Origin of the sequence: Streptomyces sp. CG 926, assembly GCF_003148825.1 — a bacterium.
Lineage (GTDB): Bacteria > Actinomycetota > Actinomycetes > Streptomycetales > Streptomycetaceae > Streptomyces.
Window position 1 is genome coordinate 990,101 of the sequence record NZ_QGGZ01000001.1, and the last position, 20,696, is coordinate 1,010,796.

General features: G+C 68.4%; 12 protein-coding genes. 4 read left to right on the top strand and 8 right to left on the bottom strand.

Annotated elements, in window-relative coordinates; genetic code table 11:
• Positions 1–72: 72 nt before the first annotated feature.
• Entirely contained in the window at positions 73–2,661 is a 2,589-nt protein-coding gene (locus BCL76_RS04095) for a GmrSD restriction endonuclease domain-containing protein (RefSeq protein ID WP_109778115.1), read from the bottom strand.
• Between the two features lie 102 nt (positions 2,662–2,763).
• On the opposite strand from BCL76_RS04095, the gene BCL76_RS04100 reads away from it, so the two are divergent.
• Both BCL76_RS04100 and BCL76_RS04105 read left to right on the top strand, forming a co-directional pair.
• The gene (locus BCL76_RS04100; RefSeq protein ID WP_109778116.1) at positions 2,764–4,914 is read left to right on the top strand and encodes a 3'-5' exonuclease; all 2,151 of its coding nucleotides are present in this window, start codon (positions 2,764–2,766) and stop codon (positions 4,912–4,914) included.
• A gap of 33 nt (positions 4,915–4,947) precedes the next feature.
• On the top strand, positions 4,948–5,628 hold the full coding sequence (locus BCL76_RS04105; RefSeq protein WP_109778117.1) for an erythromycin esterase family protein: 681 nt from the start codon (positions 4,948–4,950) through the stop codon (positions 5,626–5,628).
• 661 nt (positions 5,629–6,289) lie between these two features.
• Here BCL76_RS04105 and BCL76_RS04110 read toward each other — a convergent pair.
• From BCL76_RS04110 to BCL76_RS04125, 4 genes are all read right to left on the bottom strand, one after another.
• Complete coding sequence (locus BCL76_RS04110; protein ID WP_109778118.1) at positions 6,290–8,419, bottom strand: UvrD-helicase domain-containing protein; 2,130 nt, start codon at positions 8,417–8,419, stop codon at positions 6,290–6,292.
• 64 nt (positions 8,420–8,483) lie between these two features.
• Positions 8,484–10,649, bottom strand: a complete 2,166-nt coding sequence (locus BCL76_RS04115) for an AIPR family protein (RefSeq protein ID WP_109778119.1) — start codon at positions 10,647–10,649, stop codon at positions 8,484–8,486.
• A gap of 82 nt (positions 10,650–10,731) precedes the next feature.
• On the bottom strand, positions 10,732–12,309 hold the full coding sequence (locus BCL76_RS04120; RefSeq protein ID WP_375137876.1) for a serine/threonine-protein kinase: 1,578 nt from the start codon (positions 12,307–12,309) through the stop codon (positions 10,732–10,734).
• 143 nt (positions 12,310–12,452) lie between these two features.
• Positions 12,453–12,950: an ATP-binding protein gene (locus tag BCL76_RS04125; RefSeq protein ID WP_109778120.1), complete on the bottom strand. Its 498-nt coding sequence runs from the start codon at positions 12,948–12,950 to the stop codon at positions 12,453–12,455.
• Positions 12,951–13,059: 109 nt separating this feature from the next.
• On the opposite strand from BCL76_RS04125, the gene BCL76_RS04130 reads away from it, so the two are divergent.
• Both BCL76_RS04130 and BCL76_RS04135 read left to right on the top strand, forming a co-directional pair.
• Complete coding sequence (locus BCL76_RS04130; RefSeq protein ID WP_109778121.1) at positions 13,060–13,914, top strand: helix-turn-helix domain-containing protein; 855 nt, start codon at positions 13,060–13,062, stop codon at positions 13,912–13,914.
• On the top strand, positions 13,911–14,123 hold the full coding sequence (locus BCL76_RS04135; protein ID WP_109778122.1) for a DUF397 domain-containing protein: 213 nt from the start codon (positions 13,911–13,913) through the stop codon (positions 14,121–14,123). The genes BCL76_RS04130 and BCL76_RS04135 overlap by 4 nt, the downstream gene beginning before the upstream one ends.
• Before the next feature lie 60 nt (positions 14,124–14,183).
• Here BCL76_RS04135 and BCL76_RS04140 read toward each other — a convergent pair whose 3' ends face one another.
• The 3 genes from BCL76_RS04140 to BCL76_RS04150 all read right to left on the bottom strand — a co-directional run bounded on the left by BCL76_RS04140 (position 14,184) and on the right by BCL76_RS04150 (position 20,607).
• The gene (locus BCL76_RS04140) at positions 14,184–17,378 is read right to left on the bottom strand and encodes a type I restriction endonuclease subunit R (protein WP_109778123.1); all 3,195 of its coding nucleotides are present in this window, start codon (positions 17,376–17,378) and stop codon (positions 14,184–14,186) included.
• Positions 17,375–18,262 (bottom strand): hypothetical protein, encoded by an 888-nt coding sequence (locus BCL76_RS38445; protein WP_146228315.1) that lies wholly within the window; start codon positions 18,260–18,262, stop codon positions 17,375–17,377. The genes BCL76_RS04140 and BCL76_RS38445 overlap by 4 nt, the downstream gene beginning before the upstream one ends.
• 353 nt (positions 18,263–18,615) lie before the next feature.
• A complete protein-coding gene (locus BCL76_RS04150) occupies positions 18,616–20,607 on the bottom strand; it encodes a type I restriction-modification system subunit M (protein ID WP_109778125.1) in 1,992 nt (663 codons plus the stop codon).
• Between the last annotated feature and the right edge of the window lie 89 nt (positions 20,608–20,696).

Here is a 20,696-nt window from a genome sequence, read left to right on the forward strand (position 1 = left end):
TCGATGCCGGCGGCGCGCGCAGCCCCCGCCAAGGGCACGCCGAGACGCCGGGCCGCACGGGTCAGAACAGCGTCAGAACGGCGTCGGATCAGCGTCGTCGATCGGGCGGCGGGCCTCCGCCAACGCGACCTCGTGGACGAACCACTCCAGTACGCAGCGGAGCTCCTCGCCGTGCTCGGCGAAGACCTCCAGCGGGAAGGACGGGCGCAGGTCGAGCTTCGCCTCCGCCAGGTCGATGCCGTCGATGGCGTTGAACCGCTCCATCAGGCCGCGGCGCAGCGGCTCGTCGTCGAACGGCGGGCGCCGCTTGAGGTACTGGAAGACGACCTCCGCCGTGCCGCTCACCGGGTAGACGCCGATCGGCCACAGTGCCCGCGGCGCGTTCGGGCCGCCGGCGTCCAGGGTCGGGAAGCAGCTGGTCTCGTTCGCCTTGCCGTAGACCCGGTAGCCGCCCTGCTCCTCCCAGAACCGGAGCACGCCCAGAACACCCTCGACGACCTGCGGCGTCTGGTTCCCGCGCAGCAGCGTCTCGAAGCGGGTGGCCGCCTCGTCACCGCCGGCCGACGGCGATGCCGGTGGCCCCGCCGGACTCTCCGGGATCTCCCGGCCGACCAGGACCGCGAGGTCGGTGCTGCTCAGGCGGTGGGCCTTCGAGGCGCGGCCGTTCTCGTCGAAAGGCACGCCCTCCGCCTCCAGAACGACCTTGGGGTCACCGGAATGCCGGTCGTCCGTCCACCGGAAGCCACCGGCGATCCGTCCGTCGGCGGTCAGCACGCGGTACGCGCAGTGCAGGCCCTTCTTGGCCGCCATGTGGTTGCCCACGGCGATGGCGCTGGTGCCGATCAGTGCGGCGAGTTCGCCGTACGAGGTCCAGGTCCCGGCCGGTACGGCGAGCAGGGTCTCCCGCAGCTCCCGCCAGCCGGCCCATTCGTCGTCCGCCCGCACGACCCCTTCCAGGGGTCCGGGCCACAGCCGCACGGCCCGGTCGGCCAGTTCCCCGGCCCGGGCGAGGATCTCGGTGCGGCCCCAGCGCTCCTGTGCGGCGATGTGCTGGTTCATCCGCAGCGCGCTGGAGTCGAGCAGTTCCTGCTTGCGGTGGAAGGGGTGGTTGGAGAGTCGAGCGTTCTCGCCGGAGAGCGTGAGGTTACCGAGGGTGTGCACGAGCAGGTGGTGGATCTCCTCGGGGCTCTCCCCGTCCGCGACCTCCTCGGCCAGCAGGTCGAACCACTGCTGGGCCGGGCGCTGCGGCAGCACGTGTTCCACGGTGAGCGGGGCCTTGTCGTAGTCGACGGGCTCGCTCGACCCGTAGCTCTCCTCCAACCGGCGCAGGATCTGGAAGCGCTGGTTGCTGCGGCCGGTCTTGTAGAAGGGACGGGTGCGGACGGCTTCCCGGACCGCGTCGTCGCCCGGCCAGACACGGGCGCCGGTGCGGGGGCGCGAGAGGAAGCGGCGTACGGCCTCGGCCGGGGAGCCGTCCTTGTCCAACTCCTTGGGGAGTTCCATGAACACCCGGTTGCTGCCCGTCGTGGACAGGCCGGCGAAGAGGCGCCGCACCATGTAGCTCTCCGCGAACGCGAGGGCGGCCGCCGCTTCAGCGGCCGTGGTCACGGCCCCGTCCACGAGGTCGAGGAGGTGCAGGGCCAGCGGGTAGTGGGTCTGGCCGCCCCAGCGCGACAGGCGCTCCAGTACCGCCCGCAGCGCGGGGTCGTTCTCCCGCTCGGGTTCCATGATCCGCATGAGCCGGTCGGCGCGCAGGGAGAACCGGGCGATCTCGGCCTCCAGTGCCGCCTCGTCCCCGGTGAGCGGCTCCAGGCGCTTCTTCTGGTCCCGGTAGATCTCGCTCTGCCGCGCCCGACTGTTCCCTCCGACGACGAGGTCCAGCCACACCAGCAGCTCCAGGCGGTCGGGGCCGAGCAACTCCTGCATGGGGAGCCACCGCTTGCGGTAGACGTCCTCGCCCCTGGTGGGCAGGTACATGAAGAGGTAGTTGCGCAGCAGGTCGCTCTGGCTGAGCCCCACTCCGGTGTTGTTGATGGACTCGAAGATGCGGTAGACGTTGTCGCCCTCGGCGGCGGTGATCGCGACGATCGAGAGGCATTCGCCGAGGACGGACTCGACCGCGTCCACCCAGGGCTCCCCGCCGTTCTCCGTCCCCTCGGCCAGAGCGGCGACGAAGAAGCGGTAGGCGGCGCCCACGTTTCCGGCGCCGCCGGCCTTCGGGAGGCTGTCCACGCAGGCGGTGTACGCCTCGCGGTCCGCCTGCGTCGGCAGCAGCCGGTATCCGTCGTGCCCGTCCTGGTAGGAGTTGACCAGGATCAGGTCGTTGATGCGGGCGGCCTTCTTCGCCGAGCCCCGGCCGCGGTGGTGGTCCCGCAGCGCGGTGAAGGCGAGCATCAGGGTGGTCATGCGCTGCTGCCCGTCGACGACGAGCCAACGCCGCATCCCGCCCGCGGCGACGCGCTCGGGCGCCAGCACCACCGATCCGAGGAAGTGGCCTGATCCGGAGCGGCCTTCCTGTCGGTCCTCGACCAGCTCCTGCACGTCGTCCCACAACTGCCGCAGTTCGTCGCGCTGCCAGCTGTAAGTGCGCTGGTAGAGCGGTACCTGGAACTGCTGCTCCCCCTGAACCAGCTTGCTGAACGTCGTCTCCTGAGCGTGCACGCCCGTCCTCTCCCCAAACCCTCGGTACCGACGAGCCATTGTCGCCCCGTGCCGTACGGTGATCAGTCGAAACGTCGACACGCGTACGACCCGGGGGCACAGATGGCGACGCTGGGAATCCACAAGGACTTCCTCCTGGAGTTCGCCCGGCTGGAGAAGACGGTCCAGAAGCGGGTCCACGAGGTCTTCGACAAGTTCCGCGAGCACCGCCATGCCGGGCTCCACCTGGAGAAGTTGGAGAACCCCCGCGACCCGCGGATCCGCACCATCCGCGTCAACAAGTTCATGCGCGGGGTCGTTCTCGCTCCGGAGTCCGGCGACAGCTTCCTCCTCCTGAAGGTCATGGCGCACGACGACGCCATCGCGTGGGCGCTGAGCCACCGGGCGACGGTGAACTCGGCGACCCAGGGCATCGAACTGCGCGACGACATCGCCCTGGAGCGCGCCGCCGCCGATGTGCGCCACGCCTCGCCGGTGGCGGAGGCGCGGCTCTTCGCCGAGGTCGCCGACAAGGAGCTCACCCGCCTCGGCATCGACCCCGATCTGCTGCCCCTGGTACGGAACCTCAGTACCGAGGCCCACCTCGACGCCCTCCGCAAGATCCTTCCGGAGCAGCAGTACGACGTACTCGCCGGGCTGGCCGCGGGGCTGAGCCCGGAGGACGTCTGGCGCGAGTCCGTGGCCGCTCAGGCCGAACGCGCCGCCACCGCGGCCCGGCAGGCACCCGCCGGGGACGAACTCGCCGCCGCGATGGCCCGCTCGCAGGGCCGGATCGCCGTGCTCTCCGGGCCCGAGGAGTTGCTGGAGGTCCTGTCCCGGCCGTTCGACGCCTGGCGGGTGTTCCTGCACCCCAGCCAGCGGCGCATCGCCTACCACCCCTCCTACAGCGGGCCGGCCCGGGTGACCGGCGGCCCCGGCACCGGCAAGACCGTGGTGGCCCTGCACCGCGCGCTCCATCTGGCGCGGCAGCTGCCCGAGGACGCGCCCGACGGATCGGTGCTGCTCACCACCTACACCAGGAACCTCGCCGCCGACCTGCGCCACGGACTCGAACTGCTCATCCCGGACGAGGCGCTGCGCGCGAAGATCCGCGTCGTCAACGTCGACGCCCTCGCGAATCAGCTCGTACGCGAGGACCGGGGCGGGCCGCTGACCATTCTGACCGGCCAGAAGGACATCAACTCCCGCTGGAACGCCCTCGCCCGCAGGCTCGGTCTCGACTACGGCGACGTCTTCCTCGACCAGGAGTGGCGGCAGGTGATCCTGGCCCAGGACCTGCGCTCCCCCGAGGCCTACCTCAAGGCGTCCCGCAGCGGTCGGGGAACGGCGCTGAGCCCGCTGCGGCGGGCCCAGGTCTGGCGTGCCGTCGAGGCGTTCACGCGGGAACTGCGCCAGGCCGACGAGTGGACCTTCCTCCAGGTGTGCGCGGAGGCCACCAGGCTGCTGGAGCCGCGTACCGACCGCCCGTTCCGCCATGTGGTGATCGACGAGGCGCAGGATCTCCATCCGGCGCAGTGGCGTCTGCTGCGGGCATCGGTCGCGCCCGGTCCGGACGACCTGTTCATCGCCGGTGACACGCACCAGCGCATCTACGGGAACAAGGTGTCGCTGCGCGGCCTCGGCGTGAACGTGACCGGCAGGTCCCATCGGCTGCGCATCAACTACCGCACCACGCACGAGATCCTGCGGTGGTCGACGTCCCTGCTCGACCGGGAGAACCCGGACGACATGGACGGCGGGACCGAGTCGCTGGCGGGCTACCGATCCGTACTGAACGGCGCGCACCCCGAACTGCGGGCGGCGGGCACCAAGGCCGAGGAGATCGCGGAACTCACGAAGCACATCGCCGCGTGGACGGCCGACGGTGTGGAAGCGGGCGACATCGGGGTGGCCGTCCGCTACCTGCAGCTGGGCAAGGAGATCGCGCACGCGCTGGAACAGGCCGATCTGCCCGTCAAGCTCCTCGGTGGCACGCAGGTTGCGGGCGACGGCATCAGCATCGGGACCATGCACCGGATGAAGGGCCTGGAGTTCCGCTGCGTCGCCGTCGCCGGTGTGAGCGACGGCGTCGTCCCGCTGACTTCCGCCCTGACACCCGTCGAGGTGGACGCTCAGCAACACCAGGAGGACCGACTGGGCGAGTTGAGCCTCCTGTTCGTCGCCTGCACCCGGGCGCGCGAGACCTTGCGGGTCTCCTGGAGCGGGGAGCCCAGCCCGTTCCTCGCCGCGTGGCAGGGGCAGGGGCAGGAGTAGGGCACACGCACACGCACAGAGGGGTACATCACGATGTCGGACACCGCCGACCGGTGGTTAGCAGCTCACGCCCGGACCCTGGACACCCTGGACCCGGGCGCCCCCTACGCGGACCTCGAACCGCTGCGCGGGGTGCTCCGGGACGTGAAGATCGTGGGGCTGGGTGAATCCACCCACGGCACCCGGGAGTTCTTCCGGCTCAAGCACCGCGTCCTGGAGTTCCTGGTACGGGACATGGGATGCACCGTGCTCGCCATGGAAGCCGGCGAGTCGGCGGCCCGCGCGGTGGACGCGTACGTGTGCCACGGCGTCGGGGATCCGACCCGGCTCGTCGCCCGGCTGGGCTTCTGGACGTGGCGCACCGAGGAGATGCTCGACATCGTCGAGTGGATGCGCACCCACAACCTCGGCGTGCCCGCCGACCGGCGCGTGCGATTCGTGGGCATCGATCCGCAGCTGAGCGCCGACTCGGTCGCGGCGCTCGGCTCGTACCTGGGGCAGGTCGCGCCGGAGCGGGCCGCGGACATGGCGGAGCTGGAGGTCCTCGCGCGGGCCCGGCCCGGCACCGGCCCCGACCCGGAGCAGACTCGTACTGCACCGACAGATTTACTTCGTAGAGCTTGTATACCGCCGGAGCCGTCTCCCCCGCCAAGGATGCCTCCTTCAGGGCCCGCGCCACCCTTTCGAGGTCCGTTCCGCGGAGGCCATCCGTAACCTCCGGCCACACGGTCTCCGCGAGGTGATCGCAGAGTTCCATCAAGAAGCGGCCCGCCCGAACGGCACGGTCGGAGATCGCTTCCTCCCTCGCCTCACGCTGATGGTCAGCAAGATGAACCTTGCGTTCGTCCTCACTGTCCCATGAGCCATCGTCGTAGATTTCGTTCCGTATGCCGGCGGCCCGATCCATCGCCGCCTGAAGCTCCTGGTCGAGTGCCACTTGAGGCAGTGTGGGATGCGACGCCTTGACGTCCTTCAGGCGGCTGATGAGTGTGTCTACGGACGCGGCGGGGAGAGAACTTCCGTCCCGAACCGCTGTCAGCAGCGCCACTGTATCGACGGCCCGCCGAACCTGTTCGCTATCGACCAGACCCCATAGCTCGTAGGCGCACCGTTCGACGGCTGGATAGTTGTGATCGGCGATCTCTCCGTCGAGTTCCCCTGAGAGGTTAAGGAGCGCCTCGCACACGCTCTCGACCTCTTCCATGGCGCATTCGATCTCTTCGTCGACCTTCTCCATGACTCGCAGCGCCTCTTGGGCCTCCGCGACCTCACGTTCCAACCGGGCCACGCGGTCCGCGAGCTCGCCCATCTTTTCTCCTCAATGTTGTCGTGCACACCACGTGTGACTGTCTATGGGGCCGGTCCAGGACGTCCCTCACATCTCGGCCGCAAGCAGGAAGGGGCTGGGCTCCCCCGCCCAGGACACATACAGGCCGTCGCGCGCCCGGGTGCAGGCGACGAAGAGCAGGCATCGTTCGGCGAGGAGGTCGGCCTCGTGCTGGAGGCGGTCGACCTCCTCGGGCGTCACCGCCTTGGGGTAGGGGAGGGCGCCGTCGTGGACGCCAACCACTGCCACGCAGCGGTACTCCAGGCCTTTGAACGCGTGCATGGTGCCCACGTTCACCGCGGCGGGCACCGCGGGGCGGTCGGCCCGCAGCCGCTGCGCAGGGATACCTGCGGCGGTCAGTCGCTCGGCCGCCCGGTCGCAGGTGCGGTTGAAGCGGGTACTCACACCGATGTCCTCAGGGGCGACGCCCTCGTCCAGCCACCCCTTGACTCGTCCGACGAGTGCGTCCAGTTCGTCTTCCACAGAGGTGGCGGCGTGTGTCTCGGGGCCGCTCCCGTGGAGGACGGACCGGTAGCCGAGCAGGGTTTCGTTGCGAGCGTCGTCCGCCAGCTCGGCGAAGGGCCGGCCGGTCAGGAGGGCCGTGGACCAGCTCAGGATCTCGTGGGTGGAGCGGTAGTTCTTCCGCATCTTCGTCGACCGGCCCGCGACCTTGATCCCGACAGCCTTCAGGGAAACCTTGCTGTCGTAGATCCGCTGATGCGGGTCGCCGGCGATGAACAGATCGTCGGGGCGGGCCGGTGCGGCGGCGCGCAGGAGCCGCCACTGGGCAGGATGCAGGTCCTGGGCCTCGTCGACGACGACGTGACGGTAGCGCGGCCCGGACTGCTCCAACAGCTCTGCGGCCTCGGCACAGGTCCCGAGGTAGGTCCGCAGGCCGTCGGCGGCGAGCCGGCCTGTGAACTCTTCCACGCCCCGCCACAGCGGAGGCCGGGCGGAAGGGGGCAGTGCACTGCCGCGTCCTCTCCGCTCGGCGGCTTCGTACTGCTCGTACGTGCGGAGGTTCTGGGCGAGCACGACGTGCCTGTACTCCTGGGCCAGGAACTGCGGGCTGCCGGTGAAGCCGGCGGCCTGGGCCGCCTGCTGCCAGCGGCTCGCTTCCTCGTCGGCGCGCAACGGCCTGCGGGAGGTGGACACCACGCGCCCGGCGAACGCGTCGACGGTCAGAACGTCCACCCGGTCCCGGAGCGTCTCGTCGTCGACCAGGTCGGCGAGTCCGGAACGCAGTGCCGCCACCAGGGCGTTGGTGTAGGTGGTGAGCAGGATGCGGTCGCCGTCGCGGAGGTGGCCGAGCAGGTGCCGTACGCGGTGGAGGGCGACTACCGTCTTCCCCGTCCCAGGGCCCCCGGTCACCTGGGCCGGACCCGAGTAAGAGGGCCGGTAGGCCACCTTGTGCTGGGAGGGGTGCAGGAAGACCCGCCACGCGTCGAAGGGCTTGTCGAGGATCTCGCGGAGCTCCTCGGAGCCGGTGACCAGCGCGATGCGGGTACGGGTGTGGCGGATGGCGGTCTCGTAGTCGGCCGGGTTCACAGGCTCACTGTCGGCAGCGGCCAGGTTGACGGCCACCACGTCCCGCCACACGTCCTCCACCGTGAATCCGGCGGCAAGGTACTCCAGGACCTCGCGTTGGTCCTGGGGGAAGAAGGGCGCGAACGCCTCCAACTGTTCAAGGGTGGTAAGGACCCGCGCCTGGCGCAGGGTGGTCTCATCGATACCCAGGGCGGCCAGGTCCCCGTCCGAGAACGCGGCAAAGAGGCGCTGCGCGGGTTCGGGCGCCACCCGCTCGTAGGCGGGGGTGAGTTCCTCCAGGACGGCGATGTCCCGGATCTCGACGGCCCGGGTGACTGTGTTGATGCTCGCTTTCTGCTTGACCGCCCAGGCGTTGGCCTTGTCGTGCGGCAGCACCCGCAACAGGACATACGTGTCCCCGCTGTCGGGCGCTAGCACGACGCCACGGGTGCCCCTGTCGATCCGGATGGTCCGGATGTGCCGGTCACGAGCCCCTTCGAGGGACTCCAGCTTCAAACCGGGGTCCTTGAACAGCTGGTCCAGGGTGAGCCGTTCGAACTTCTCCCAGGCATCGAACACCCCCTGCCGGACGGTCCCCTGGAGTTTGGGGAGCTGCGCGCAGAAGGCGATGTCGAAGGCGAGGTGTGGCATGGTCGGTGGTTCTCCTCACCGGATGCGAGGGGGCGCAGGAGCGGCCAGTCTCGCCCCGCGTCTGTCAGTCGTCTTCGGAGCCCGGTACCGGCTCTTCGAGCCCGTTGAGGACTCGCCAGGCCAGGTCGGCGAGGGTCTCGCCGGTGGGAGCCACCCATCGGGCGGTGCCCTGGTTCGCCACGGGCTGTTCCGCCCATTCCGCGAGCTTCCACATGTGGGTGATCAGTCCGGAGGGCGAGTACCGCTTGCCGTCGGCCGCCCAGAGGACGGGCTTGGTCCGGTGCTTCACCCAGGTCGCACGGGAGCGCTTCTCGTCCTGGGCGAGCCAGTCCCGGAGGGCCTCCGCCTCCATCGGGTAGGCGGTGGTCAGGGTGAGCGGGTCGCCCTCCTCCAGCACCCCCTGATCGATGAGCACGTGGACGGCGTTGGGGCGTCGGGGCTTGCGCTGCGCGGGGACGCGCCGGTACTTGTCCCGCACGATCGGGTCCTGCGGGTCTGCGGCACCGACGAGTACCCGGCCGACGACCACTCGGCAGCGGGTGACGTCCGCGCACACGCCACGGATCTGCGATCGTTCGCCGTACAGGTCGTCGATGACGGCGGCGACGGCCGGAAGCAGCTCTTTGATCAGGTCCGGCACGCGTGCGAGGGCATCGGCCGACCATTCCAGCTGGGGATCCGGCTCGTCGATCGATTCGGTGTCCAGGCGCTGGAAGACCAGGTGGGCGAGCAGGTACACGCCGTTGTCGATAAGGGCGGCACCCCGTCCCTCGTAGCGCAGGCGCAGGGCATGCAGGGCACTGCGGACAGCGCGCAGGACCCGCACGCTGTTCCACAGGAGGTACACACCGGGCTGGGGCCGGAAGAGCACGTCGTAGATGCCCTGGGAGCCGCGTTCCCACAGTACGTCGAGGGTGGTGGACATACGGGCCGCGTACTGGCTGTCGGGGTGCGCGCAGGCCAGGGCGCACGCTGCCTCGACCACCGAGCAACCGGTGGCCTCCGGCGGTTCCAGTTCACCGCGCCGGACGCTGTAGTCGAGTCCGAGTTCGGCCCGCATCTCTTCCAGGATGGCGGCCTGGACGGGGTCGAGCGTGATGAAGTCGCGTGCTTCCACCCTGTTCTGCCGGTTGGTGGCCTGGGTTGTCCGCTTGGCGAAGTCGACGGCCTTGCCCGTCACGATGATCCGTACGGGAACCTGCGCGGATGCCGCCGCTTCGTCCGCGGCGATCGCGTCCGCCACGGACCGGACCGTCTGGGCACCGTTGACGACGCTGGCGTTGTGCAGCGTGAGCGTGAGCGGGGAGGCGTGGGGTGTCCGCATCGACGCGTACGTCTTCTCCACCGATTCACACAGGACGGTGATGCCGTTGTTGAAGTACAGGAAGTGGGCCGGCTCCTCCGTGAGCGTCTCGATCAGCTCGTTGTTGATCGAGGTCCTGCCCAGCGGGTTGCGGATGTTGAGGTTGAAGAGGTTGGAACCGTGCGCGGCCCACTCCGCGACCAGCTCCGCCGAGACGACCCCCTGGTAGGAATCGTAGGGGGTGTTGACCGCGAACCAGGGAAAGAGGACCGTGGTGAGCTCGACGGGCTTGGGAGCCAGGTCGTTGCGGACCGAGGCCCACACGTCGGGGGCCAGGATGATCTGGTGGTCCAGGAGTTCGCCGAACCGGTTGAACTCCTTCTCGCCGTTGATCAGCGCATGGCGGAATCCCTCGATGACCTCGTCCGTGCGCATGAGTACGACGACCTGCGTGACGGGTACGGGCCCCTTCGACATGACGGCCTTCGCCTGCTCGGCCAGCTGGCGCCCCCGCGGGTTGAACGGCGCGAAGTCCTCATCGTCGATGAGCCGCAGACCCGCCAGCAGTTCGAGGACGGCCTCCCGCTCGCTCTTGGCCTTTCCGAACTGGCTCCACTTCGCCTGCACGAGGTAGATGTGCGGATCGGGGCCGTCCACCACGGCGATCGCGTCGATCCCTTGGTCGGCGATGCCGTCTATGACGGTGTCCGCGGCTTCCTGCGGGCTGAAGCCCGTGACCATGCGCACGGCCTGCGCCGTCAGCGCCCGCGACAGGAGGCGCGGCTCCCGTTCCTGAAGCGACTTGTCCTCCAGGTCGCCCACGTGCAGAAGGCCCCCGTCCACGTACACGCTCCGGAGTGCCTGCTCCACCTGACGTACCTGGAGCGCAACGCTCTCGCTGACGCCTGCGGCCTTCTTCCCGCTCATCGCATGCCCTTCCCTCAGCATCTGCCGCAGCCTGACGCGGCTGATGGCCACTCTCCGTACGATCGTCCCTGTCTGGCCTGGATCAGGACTCCTGGGAGCCGTCGAGGTCGAGGCGGATCAGGGCCAGCGCCTCGGCGATCTCCGCGGTCAGCTCGTCCTCGGGCCCGTAGACCAGGACGAGGTCGGCGTGAAGCGGTTCGAGGATGGCGCGGGCGTCCGCCGCCCTGCCCTGTGCGAGCAGCAGCATGCCGATGTCGCGGCGCAGTTCGAGGGCTTCCTCGCTCGCGTCGCTGTCGACGGACCGTACGACGCCCAGTACCGCTCGGAGCGCGGCGAGCGCCTCGGTCACCTGACCGAGTTCGGCGCGGCATCGGGCGGCCTGAGCGCGGCAGGCGCGGGCCTGTTCGCTGGTGGGGCCGGTGATGCGGCCGTACGCGTCGGCGAGCGCGGTGAATTCGGGCAGCGCGGCCCGGTAGTCGCCGCCGAGCAGCTGGATGGCGGCCCGCTGCGTGCGCAGTTCCAGCACCGACCGGCTTTCCGGGCCGAGCAGGCGGGCGGCCGGTTCGATGACCTCGCTCAGCACCTCGGCGGCCTGGGCGAACCGCTCCTCTTCCAGGAGGGCGTCGGAATGCGCGTACGCCTCCTTGATGTCCGCCCGCAGCTCGGCCGGGACGGGCAGGGGCCCGGCGGCCGGGATGTCCGAAGCGGGCGCGCCCTGCACGTCGCGCGTGCTCCGGGCCCGGGCGCGGGGAGCGTACGGGTCACGGAACAGCCCGGTCGGGTCGGGCACGCCGGCCGGCCCGGCCTCGTCTGGCGCCTGTGCCTGCCCGGCTCCCGGCAGGAAGGGCCGCAGCCGCTCGTACACCTCCTGGATGTCGGCGGGCCGGGCCTCGGGGGCCTTGCGCAGCAGATGCAGGACGAGTTCCTCCAGCGCGGTCGGCACCTCGGGGCGCAGCTGCCGGAGCGGGGTGGGGGCGGCGCTGACGTGCTGGTACATGAGCAGGAACTCGCTGTCCGCCTGGAATAGCACCCGCCCGCTGAGCAGCTCGTGCAGCACGCACCCGAGCGCGTACAGGTCCGTCTGCGGGGTGATCCGGCCCCCGCGGACCTGCTCGGGCGCCATGTACTGCGAGGTCCCGATGGGCGTGCCGGTCGCGGTCAGCTTGGTGGCGTCGGTGCGCAGGATGGCCGCGATGCCGAAGTCGAGGACCTTCACGGTGCCGTCTCGGGCGACGAGGATGTTGCCCGGCTTCAGGTCCCGGTGAATGGCCGGCACCTCGTGGGCGTGCGACAGCACGGTTGCCACCTGGGCGGCCACGGCTGCGGCCCAGCTGACGGGCAACGGCCGCGCCTGGTCCACATAGCCGGACAGTTGGACGCCCTCGACCAGCTCCATGACGAGGAACAGCCGCTCGTGGGCGTCGTCGAGGACCGCGTCGTACACCTGCGGGACGCCGGGGTGCTGGATCCGGGCGGTGATCCGGGCCTCGCGCCGGAACCGCTTGGCGAACTCCTCCCCCAATTGCGGGGAGGTGACGGATTGCTGCCGGATCAGCTTCACGGCGACGGGCCGGTCCAGCACGGCGTCGTAGCCGCGCCAGACATCGCCCATGCCACCGTGACTGAGTTCCTCCAGGAGTTCGTACCTCCCGGCGATCACCTGCTGCGACACCTTGCCCCGCCCCCGTTGCGCGTCCGTGCGCCGGCGTACGTACACGGGTGGTGTCGGCCGGCCCGACATGCCGGGACCAGTCTGGGGCGTGTGGCGATCTTCCGTCCAGTGAGGTTGGCCAGGTTTGGCGGCTATGGCCGAGAAAGGCCCTTGACCTCTCGGTTCAGGCCGTCGTGTGCGTACTCGGCCCAGACGCACTTGCCCGGTGCCCCGCAGAGGCGGAAGTGCCAGCCCCACCGGCTGGCGAGGGCCGCCACCAGGAGCAAGCCCCGGCCGTCGGTGCGGTCCGCACCCGGCGGGCGGGTGACGGGCTCGGGGAGGCATTCGCCGCGGGTGTCGGTGACCTCGATGCGTACGGTCGTGGGGCTGGTGGTGGTCACCCTCACGTGGAAGTCCCGGCCGGGGACGCGGCCGTGGCGGACGGCGTTCGCGGCGAGCTCAGCCACGAGGAGGGTGAGGGTGTCGTGGGTCTCGGTGCCGTACGGGATGCCCCAGGCGTGCAGCCGCTCGCCACACAGGCGGCGGGCGAGGCGGGCTCCGCGCGGGGTGGAGCTGAAACGCATCTCGAAGTGGTGGGTGGGGTGCGGGGGTTGGGTGGTGGGCTCGGCGTCGGCGGGGTTGGTCGTCATGGCTCCACGGTGGGCTGCGGTGGCGTAGCGTGACCATGGGTAACGCGCCGTCGCGTTCGGCTTGTACGCGGGAGTCGGCGCGATGTACTTGCGCTGAAGGGTGACGGCGATGACCGACGATGACGAGGCCGAACGGGAGCCTGTGGGGCAGCGCCCGGAGGACGAACCGGGTCAGGGTGTGGTGACGGCGTTCGGGCGTCAGTTGAAGCTGTTGCGGACACGGGCCGGGCTGGAGCGGCCGGAGTTCGGGAAGCTGGTGGGGTACGCGGCACAGTCGGTGGCGTCATTCGAGCAGGGGCGACGGATTCCACCGCCCCGGTTCATCGACAAGGCGGATGACGTACTGGACGCGGGCGGCATGCTGAAGGTACTGAAGGAGGAGGTCGCACGGGCGCAGTACCCAGCGTTCTTCCGCGACGCGGCGCGGCTTGAGGCGTCGGCTCTGGCCATGTACGTGTATGCCGCGCACGCAGTCCCTGGCCTCCTTCAGACGGAGGAGTACGCGCGGGCGGTCTTCCGGATGCAACGGCCCCTGCTCGACGATGCCGTTATTGAGCAGCGCCTTGAATCGCGCCTCGCACGACAGCAGATCTTCGGTCGGCGCCCCGCTCCGCTGTTGAGCTTCATCATCGAAGAAGTGGTGCTTCGTAAGCCGATCGGCGGCTGGGATGTGCTGCGTAGCCAACTGGAGCAGATCCTTCTCGTTGGCCAAGAACGAAACGTCGAGATCCAGGTCATGCCGACCGAGCGCGAGGACCACGCCGGGTTGGGTGGGCCGTTCAATCTGATCGACGCCGCGAACGGCCAGCGCATCGCCTACACCGAGGTCCAGGACGACAGTCGCCTGTACACCGGGACGGGCAAGGTCCGTGAGCTGGAGGCCCGCTATGGCATCCTGCGCTCACAGGCCCTAACACCGAGCGAGTCGATGGCCTTCGTCGAGAAACTGCTGGGAGAGAGATGAGCGTGCATCGCACCGCACCCACGGTGCCGGAATCGACATGGTTCAAAAGCAGCTACAGCGGCGGCGGTGGTGGCGAGTGCGTCGAGGTGGCCCCCGCATCCGGCGCTGTGCACGTCCGGGACTCCAAGCAGCTCACCGGCCCCGTACTGACCATCGGCCTGGCCGCGTGGGCCGGGTTCGTGGAGCTGGCGGCCGGGCACCAGGCGTAGCCAAGCACGGCACGAGGCCCGCGTACACCGCCACGGTGTACGCGGGCCCGGGCTCGTGCGTCAGGCGGCGTCGTCCACGCCCTCCTCGCGGCGGATCATCCGCCACGCGGCGCGGCGGGCGCTGCGGTCGAGGCTGGACTTAAAGTTCCGGTCGGCGCCGAAGTACTGGCGGCCGAGACCGGCGATGGTGTCGATGTGGTCGGCCATCTTGTCAGCGAAGACCTTGTCGAACACCTTCCCGAAGTTGTCCTCGTCGTTGACGACCGCCGCGGCCCGTACCTTCGCGTCGGCCTTGGCCTCTTCGAAGGGCTGGATGACGTCCTGTTCGGTGAAGTCCGTGCCGAACTTGGCGTTGAACTTCTCGATCAGTTCCGACAGGAGCGACTTCTCCGCCTCCTTGGCCCCGCCTTCGCCCTCGGCGAAGCCCGGCAGCGTCGCGGACCCCTCGGGGGTGAGGGAGACGTCATGCTCGCCGGTCTTCTGTACCCGCAGGTGACTGAGGTCCACCTCGCCGATGTCCACGCCGCCGTCGGTACGGCCGCGGAGCCTGGTGAGGAGGTAGCGGCCGTAGAGGTGCAGCCGCTCAAGGTCGGGGTCGTGGTAGGGCACGATCTGGGCGAGGAAGCCGTACTTGCGTACGTAGTCGTTGAGGTCGGCGCGGAAGTCCTCGGCCGTCTTGACGTCGTCCTCGTCCTCGTCGTTGTCGCGGAGGGCCTCGTAGCGGGTGACGGCCGGCGAGAGGAGCCGGTACAGCTCGGCGTGCAGCTTCTCCCACTTGGCCTGGGACCCTGCGGCCTTCTCCTTCGCCTCGAAGTAGGCGGCGGCGAACTGGTCCATCTCCGCCTCGGAGATGACCGGCGCCGACATGACCCGGCTCTGGGCGGTGTAGAGCAGGTTGGGGTCCGAGGGAAGGGTTTCCGTCTGTTCGAAGTACGGGCGGAAGGCTTCCTTGATGTCCTCGGCGTCGTTGGTGAAGTCCAGGACGGCGAGGTCGGCCTGCGTTTTGCGTTCGGCGGTGCGGTTCAGGCGGGAGAGGGTCTGGACGGCCGAGATGCCGGTCAGCTTCTTGTTGACGTACATCGTCGTCAACAGGGGCTGGTCGAAGCCGGTCTGGTACTTCTCGGCGACCACCAGGATCTTGTACTCCTGCTGCCCCTTCGCTCCGGCCTTCACCGCCTTGTCGTCGGCGCGCGTGTAGCCGAACGCCTTGGGCAGTGCACTCTCGGCGATTCCGCCGTTCTCCTTCGGCTCGGTGGTCTCATCCCCGTCGATGGTGAGCGAGCCGGAGAAGGCGACGAGGACCCCCAGGTCCGGATACCTGGTGTGGTAGTCGCGGTCCTGGATGTAGCTCTTGATGGCGCGTGCCATCTGAACGGCGGAGTGCCGGGAGGCGGTCACGACCATGGACTTGGCGCGCCCGCCGAGCCGGCCCCGAGTGTGGGCGACGAAGTGCTCGACGATCACCTGGGCGTGCTGGGAGACGGTCGAGTCGTGGGTGAGCGCGTACCGGGCAAGGAGGGAGTTCGCCTTGGAGGGGTCGACCTCCAGCTCGTCGCGGTTCTGGTTGACCAGCTTCCAGTACGTGCCGTACGTGACGTAGTTGCGCAGCGGGTCGAGGATGAACCCTTCCTCGATGGCCTGGCGCATGGAGTACGTGTGGAAGGGGCGGTAAGCGGCCTTGCCGTCGACCTGGTCGGGGGTGCCGAAGAGTTCGAGGGTCTTGGCCTTGGGGGTGGCGGTGAAGGCGAAGTAGGAGAGGTTGGCGGCCTTCGACCGGTCTTCGGCCTTCTTCTTGAGCTGTTCGGTGACGGTGAGGGTGGTCGCGCCGGCGTCCTCGGAGTCGGAGTCCAGGCCGAGGTCGCGGAGGGCGGCGCGTACGGAGGTGGCCGCTTCTCCGGACTGGGAAGAGTGGGCCTCGTCCACGATGATCGCGAATGTGGTGCCCTTGATCTCGGTCGGGTTGCGCTGAATGTAGTCGAGCAGCGCAGGGAACGAGTGCAGGGTGACCGTGACGATCTTGCCGGTGTCGCGGGAGAGGGCGCGGGCGAGCTGTTCGCTCTTGGCGCCGTACCTCTCGTCGATCTTGACGACCAGACCGTCCGTCTGAGAGAAGCTGCCGACCGTTTCGCGGAGCTGGGCGTCCAGGTTCCGGCGGTCGGTAATGACGATGACCTTGTCGAAGACGGGCTCGCCGGGCTTGATCAGTCCGGCGGTCAGGGCCTCGGTGTTGAGGGTGCGCGGGTCGGTGTCGGCGTGGAGGTCGGAGAGGCGGTGGGCCAGCCATCCGATGGTGTTGGACTTACCAGAGCCGGCCGAGGCCATGATCAGGTAGTCCTGCCCGGCGCCGTGAGTGGCGGCGTGGGCGGTGATCTTCTTGACCACGTCCCACTGGTGGTAGCGCGGGAAGATCGTGGTGCGGGTGGCGGCGCCGCCTCCGGCGGTCTTGGCCTTCGGCTTGGCCTGGTGGACGAAGCGCTGGAGGAGGTCAAGCCAGTTGTCGCGGGCCCAGACCTGCTCCCAGAGGTAGGAGGTCGCGTACTGTCCGAAGGCGGTGGGGGCGGGATTGCCGGCGCCGCCGGGGCGGCCGGGGCCTTCGGAGCCGGTGTTGAAGGGGAGGAAGCGGGTGTTCTTGCCCTTGAGGTGGGTGGCGACGAAGACCAGGTCGGGGTCTACGGCGAAGTTCGCGATGACCCGGCGGGTGAAGATCAGCTCGGTGGGGTCGCGGTCGGTGCGGTACTGCTCCTTGGCGTGTTCGACGCCCTGCCCGGTGAGCGGGTTCTTGAGCTCGGCGGTGGCGACGGGGATGCCGTTGAGGAACAGGGTGAGGTCGAGGCGGTGGTTCCAGTCGAGCTGCTTCGTGGCGTAGACCAGCTCGCGGACCACGGTGAGGCGGTTGGCGCGGTAGCCGTCGAGGGCGGAGTCGTCCGGGACCAGGTTTGGCTTGAAGTAAGCCACTCGGAGGAGTACGCCGCGGTCCTTGACGCCGTTACGGAGGACGTGGAGCAGGCCGTCATTGGCGATGGCCTGATCGAGGCGCCGGGCGAAGCCGCGCTGGGCCTCGTTGGCGTCGCCATAGATGGTCCGGAGCTCGTGCCACTCCTCGGCCTGGGTCTTGCCGATGAACTCGAAGAGTTCTTGGGTGTCCAGGCCGAGGTCGGCCTGGTAGCCGGCGGGGCTGGCTTCGCGCCAGCCCCGCTCGGTGAGCGCGGCGACTATGGCGGAGCCGAAGGCGGACTCGTCGTGGACGGGGCTCATGCGGTGATTCCCTCCGTTACGTTGCGCCCGCTGGCGGTGGATACGTCGAACTGACCGGTGACGGCGGCGGTGATGAGGGCTTGGCGGCGCTCGGCAAGGAGGACAAGCTGGCGTTCAATCCGTGGGCGCAACCTGTCCAGAGCAGCTCGGCCATCCGCCACCCGCGCCACGAACCCGGCTTGCATATCCAGACTCGCCGCTGGGATCGGCCATGCCTTCACCTCTTCAAATCGAATGTTCGCCATGGACTGGGAAGCACCGTTCGAGCCAGCCGCGCAAAGGGTGCGAATGCGACGCCCTCGCGCCACGGTTGCCACGAAATTGGCAGCAAGTCGACCGTCCAAGCGGACGCGGAAGATTTTGTCCGAGAGGAGCAGCTTCCGGCGAACCTGGGGTACTACAGCAGTTGAACCAACGAGCTGGGGGGTATTTGCCCGAACAACTAGTAGGTCTCCTTCACGTACCTCGCTTGCCTGATCGGGTTCAACTTCCGCCGGAAGTCTCTTGTTCTCCGCAGGATTGAACAGGCCGGGCCTTAGGGAGCTGACTTTGAGAACCCCCCATTCGCCATCAGCAGCCGGTACCACATCACATTGAGGACTAGCGCCTTGATCAACCCCCAAGAGGAATCGGCGAAGCGGCACAACACCGTGGCGCTCGACTAGCTCATCAATTTCCAGATCAAGCTGAGCCGATTCACGCTCGTCAAGCTTGTGCATGGCACTCCGCTGAAGGGCGCTGAGCTTGTCGATCCGGGCGGTCTCGGCGTCGAGGAAGTCGGCGATGCCCCGCTGGTCTTCCACCGAAGGCTGCCAAACGCCCACTTCACCAAGCTCCTCGGCATTCAGGTGCGGTTGAGCCGCCCGAGTACTGACCAAGATCATCCGATCATGGGCCGCGTCGCCGAGGAGAGAGTAGGCAAGGTAGCGGGAGTCCGCCGAGTGCGGCGTGACCCTGAGGTCGTAACCAGGGGCACTTCCAGCCCACTCTCTGGGGACGCGCGCCGAGTCACCCGTATACGCCCCACTGCGCACTACCAAGATCTCACCCTCAACAAGAAGCGGAGCGCGATCGAGAGGCAAATCAGACAAGTGGGCGCGCATCAGATTGTCCGAGCTGATTTTGCCTCGGCTAATATTGGTGGCTCGCAGGATCGGAACCCCCTCATCCGACGTCGGGGGCGGCTGGCCCAAGCCGTATCGAATCCGCGCCAAGCGCTTCAGTGGAACCGTACGCGTCATTCGGTAACCTCCCCCAGCAGCGTCTGGATCTCCGCTTCGAGGGCCTTTAGCTCCGCGTCAATCTCCGCCAGCGGCCTCGGCGGCTCATACACGTAGAAGTGCCGGGTAACCGGGATCTCGTAGCCGATCTTCGTCTTCGTGTGGTCGATCCACGCGTCGGGAACGTGCGGGTGGACTTCGCGCTTCAGGTACTCCGCGACGTCCTCGCCCAACGGGACGTTCTCGTAGTCACGGAGCTCCGCGTCCGGTTCCGACTCTCCCTTGATCTTCTGGACTTCACCTTCGGGGTGGCGGACGCCGATGGTGTCGCGGACCGCCTTAGCAATGGGGGCGCCCGTCGGCCAGAGGAGGCCAGCCGCGACGACCGCGTCCTTCAAAGCGACCAGAGCATCCGACTTCTTGGACCACGACGAGCCCAACAGGGTACGGACCGCAGCCACGAAAGAGTCGGCATCCGCGAGCCTCTGGATCGGCTTCGCGGCGGCCAAGGCCATCGCGGTCTCCTCCGTGACCTCGAAGCGGAGCTTCAGCGGGCGTTCGACCGTGATCCGCTGGTAGCCGAAGGTCTCGTTGCCGAAGACCTTGACCTTGGTGTGAAGAGAGTGGGCGGGGTCGGCCGCGACCTGAACCGCCTCCGCGTACAGCTGCGTCACGTCCGCGATGTGCTGCTTGCCCAGCTCCTTGCGTTTGTCGCCCAGCGACTTGCGCATCTTCTGCCACTGGTCGCGCGCGTCCAGCAACACGACCTTGCCCTTGTGGTCCGGGGCCTTCCGGTTGGTGAGGATCCAGAAGTACGTGGAGATGCCGGTGTTGTAGAAGAGCTGGTCCGGCAGGGCGACGACCGCCTCCAGCCAGTCGTTCTCCAGGATCCAGCGGCGGATCTCCGACTCACCCGAACCCGCCGCGCCCGTGAACAGCGGCGAGCCGTTGAAGACGATCGCGATACGGGAGCCTCCACCGCCCTTGACGTCCACCGGCTTCATCATCGAGATCATGTGCTGGAGGAAGAGGAGCGAGCCGTCGTTGATGCGCGGCAGGCCCGCGGCGAAGCGGCCGGCCTCGCCCAATTGCTTGTGCTCGTACTCGACCTCGTCCTTGACCTTCTTCCACTCCACGCCGAACGGCGGGTTGGCAAGGAGATAGTCGAACTTCTCGCGGCCGTGGCCGGGATCACTGAAGGAGTTACCGAAGGCGATGTGCTCCGGATCCTGTCCCTTGATCATCAGGTCGGACCGACAGATGGCCCAGGACTCCGGGTTGAGCTCCTGACCATAGACCTCCACCGTGGCGTCCGGGTTCAGGGACCGGATGTACTCTTCCGCCGCTGACAGCATGCCACCGGTGCCGCACGCCGGGTCCATGACCGTGCGGACCGCTCCCGGGACGGTGAGCGCGTCCCCGTCGGGCGCGATCAGCAGGTTGACCATCAGCTTGATGACCTCACGCGGGGTGAAGTGCTCACCCGCCGTCTCGTTGGACTGCTCTGCGAAGCGGCGGATCAGTTCCTCGAAGATGTAGCCCATGTTGTGGTTGGGCACGACATCCGGGTGCAGGTCCAGGTCGGTGAACTTGCCGATGACCTTGTAGAGGAGGTCGGCGCCGTCAAGTCGCTTGATCTGCTGGGAGAACTCGTACTTTTCGAGGACCTCCCGGGCGTTCTCCGAGAAGGCAGCCACGTAGATCTGAAGATTCTTCGCCGCATTCAGAGGGTCGGCAGCGATCTTCTTCAGGGTCAGGTCGCTCCTGTTGTAGAAGGAGTGTCCCGAGGCCTTGCGCAGGAAGTGGGCTGCGTCGATGTCCTGGCCCTCGAAGCGGGCCACGGTCTCCGTGACCTTCCCCCGGGTCAGTTCCAGGACGCATTCCAGGCGGCGCAGCACCGTGAACGGCAGGATGACCTTGCCGTAGTCGGACTGCTTGTAGTCGCCGCGCAGGAGGTCGGCGACGGACCAGGCGTGGTTCGCCAGTTCCGTGTGCTTACTGCTGTTCAAGGGGTTCCCCGGTTTCCTTCCGGACCGTCCCGCCGCCCAACCGGCGCGGGTGCGGACAAGTGTGGTGGATGCGTGCGAAGTTCAGGTGT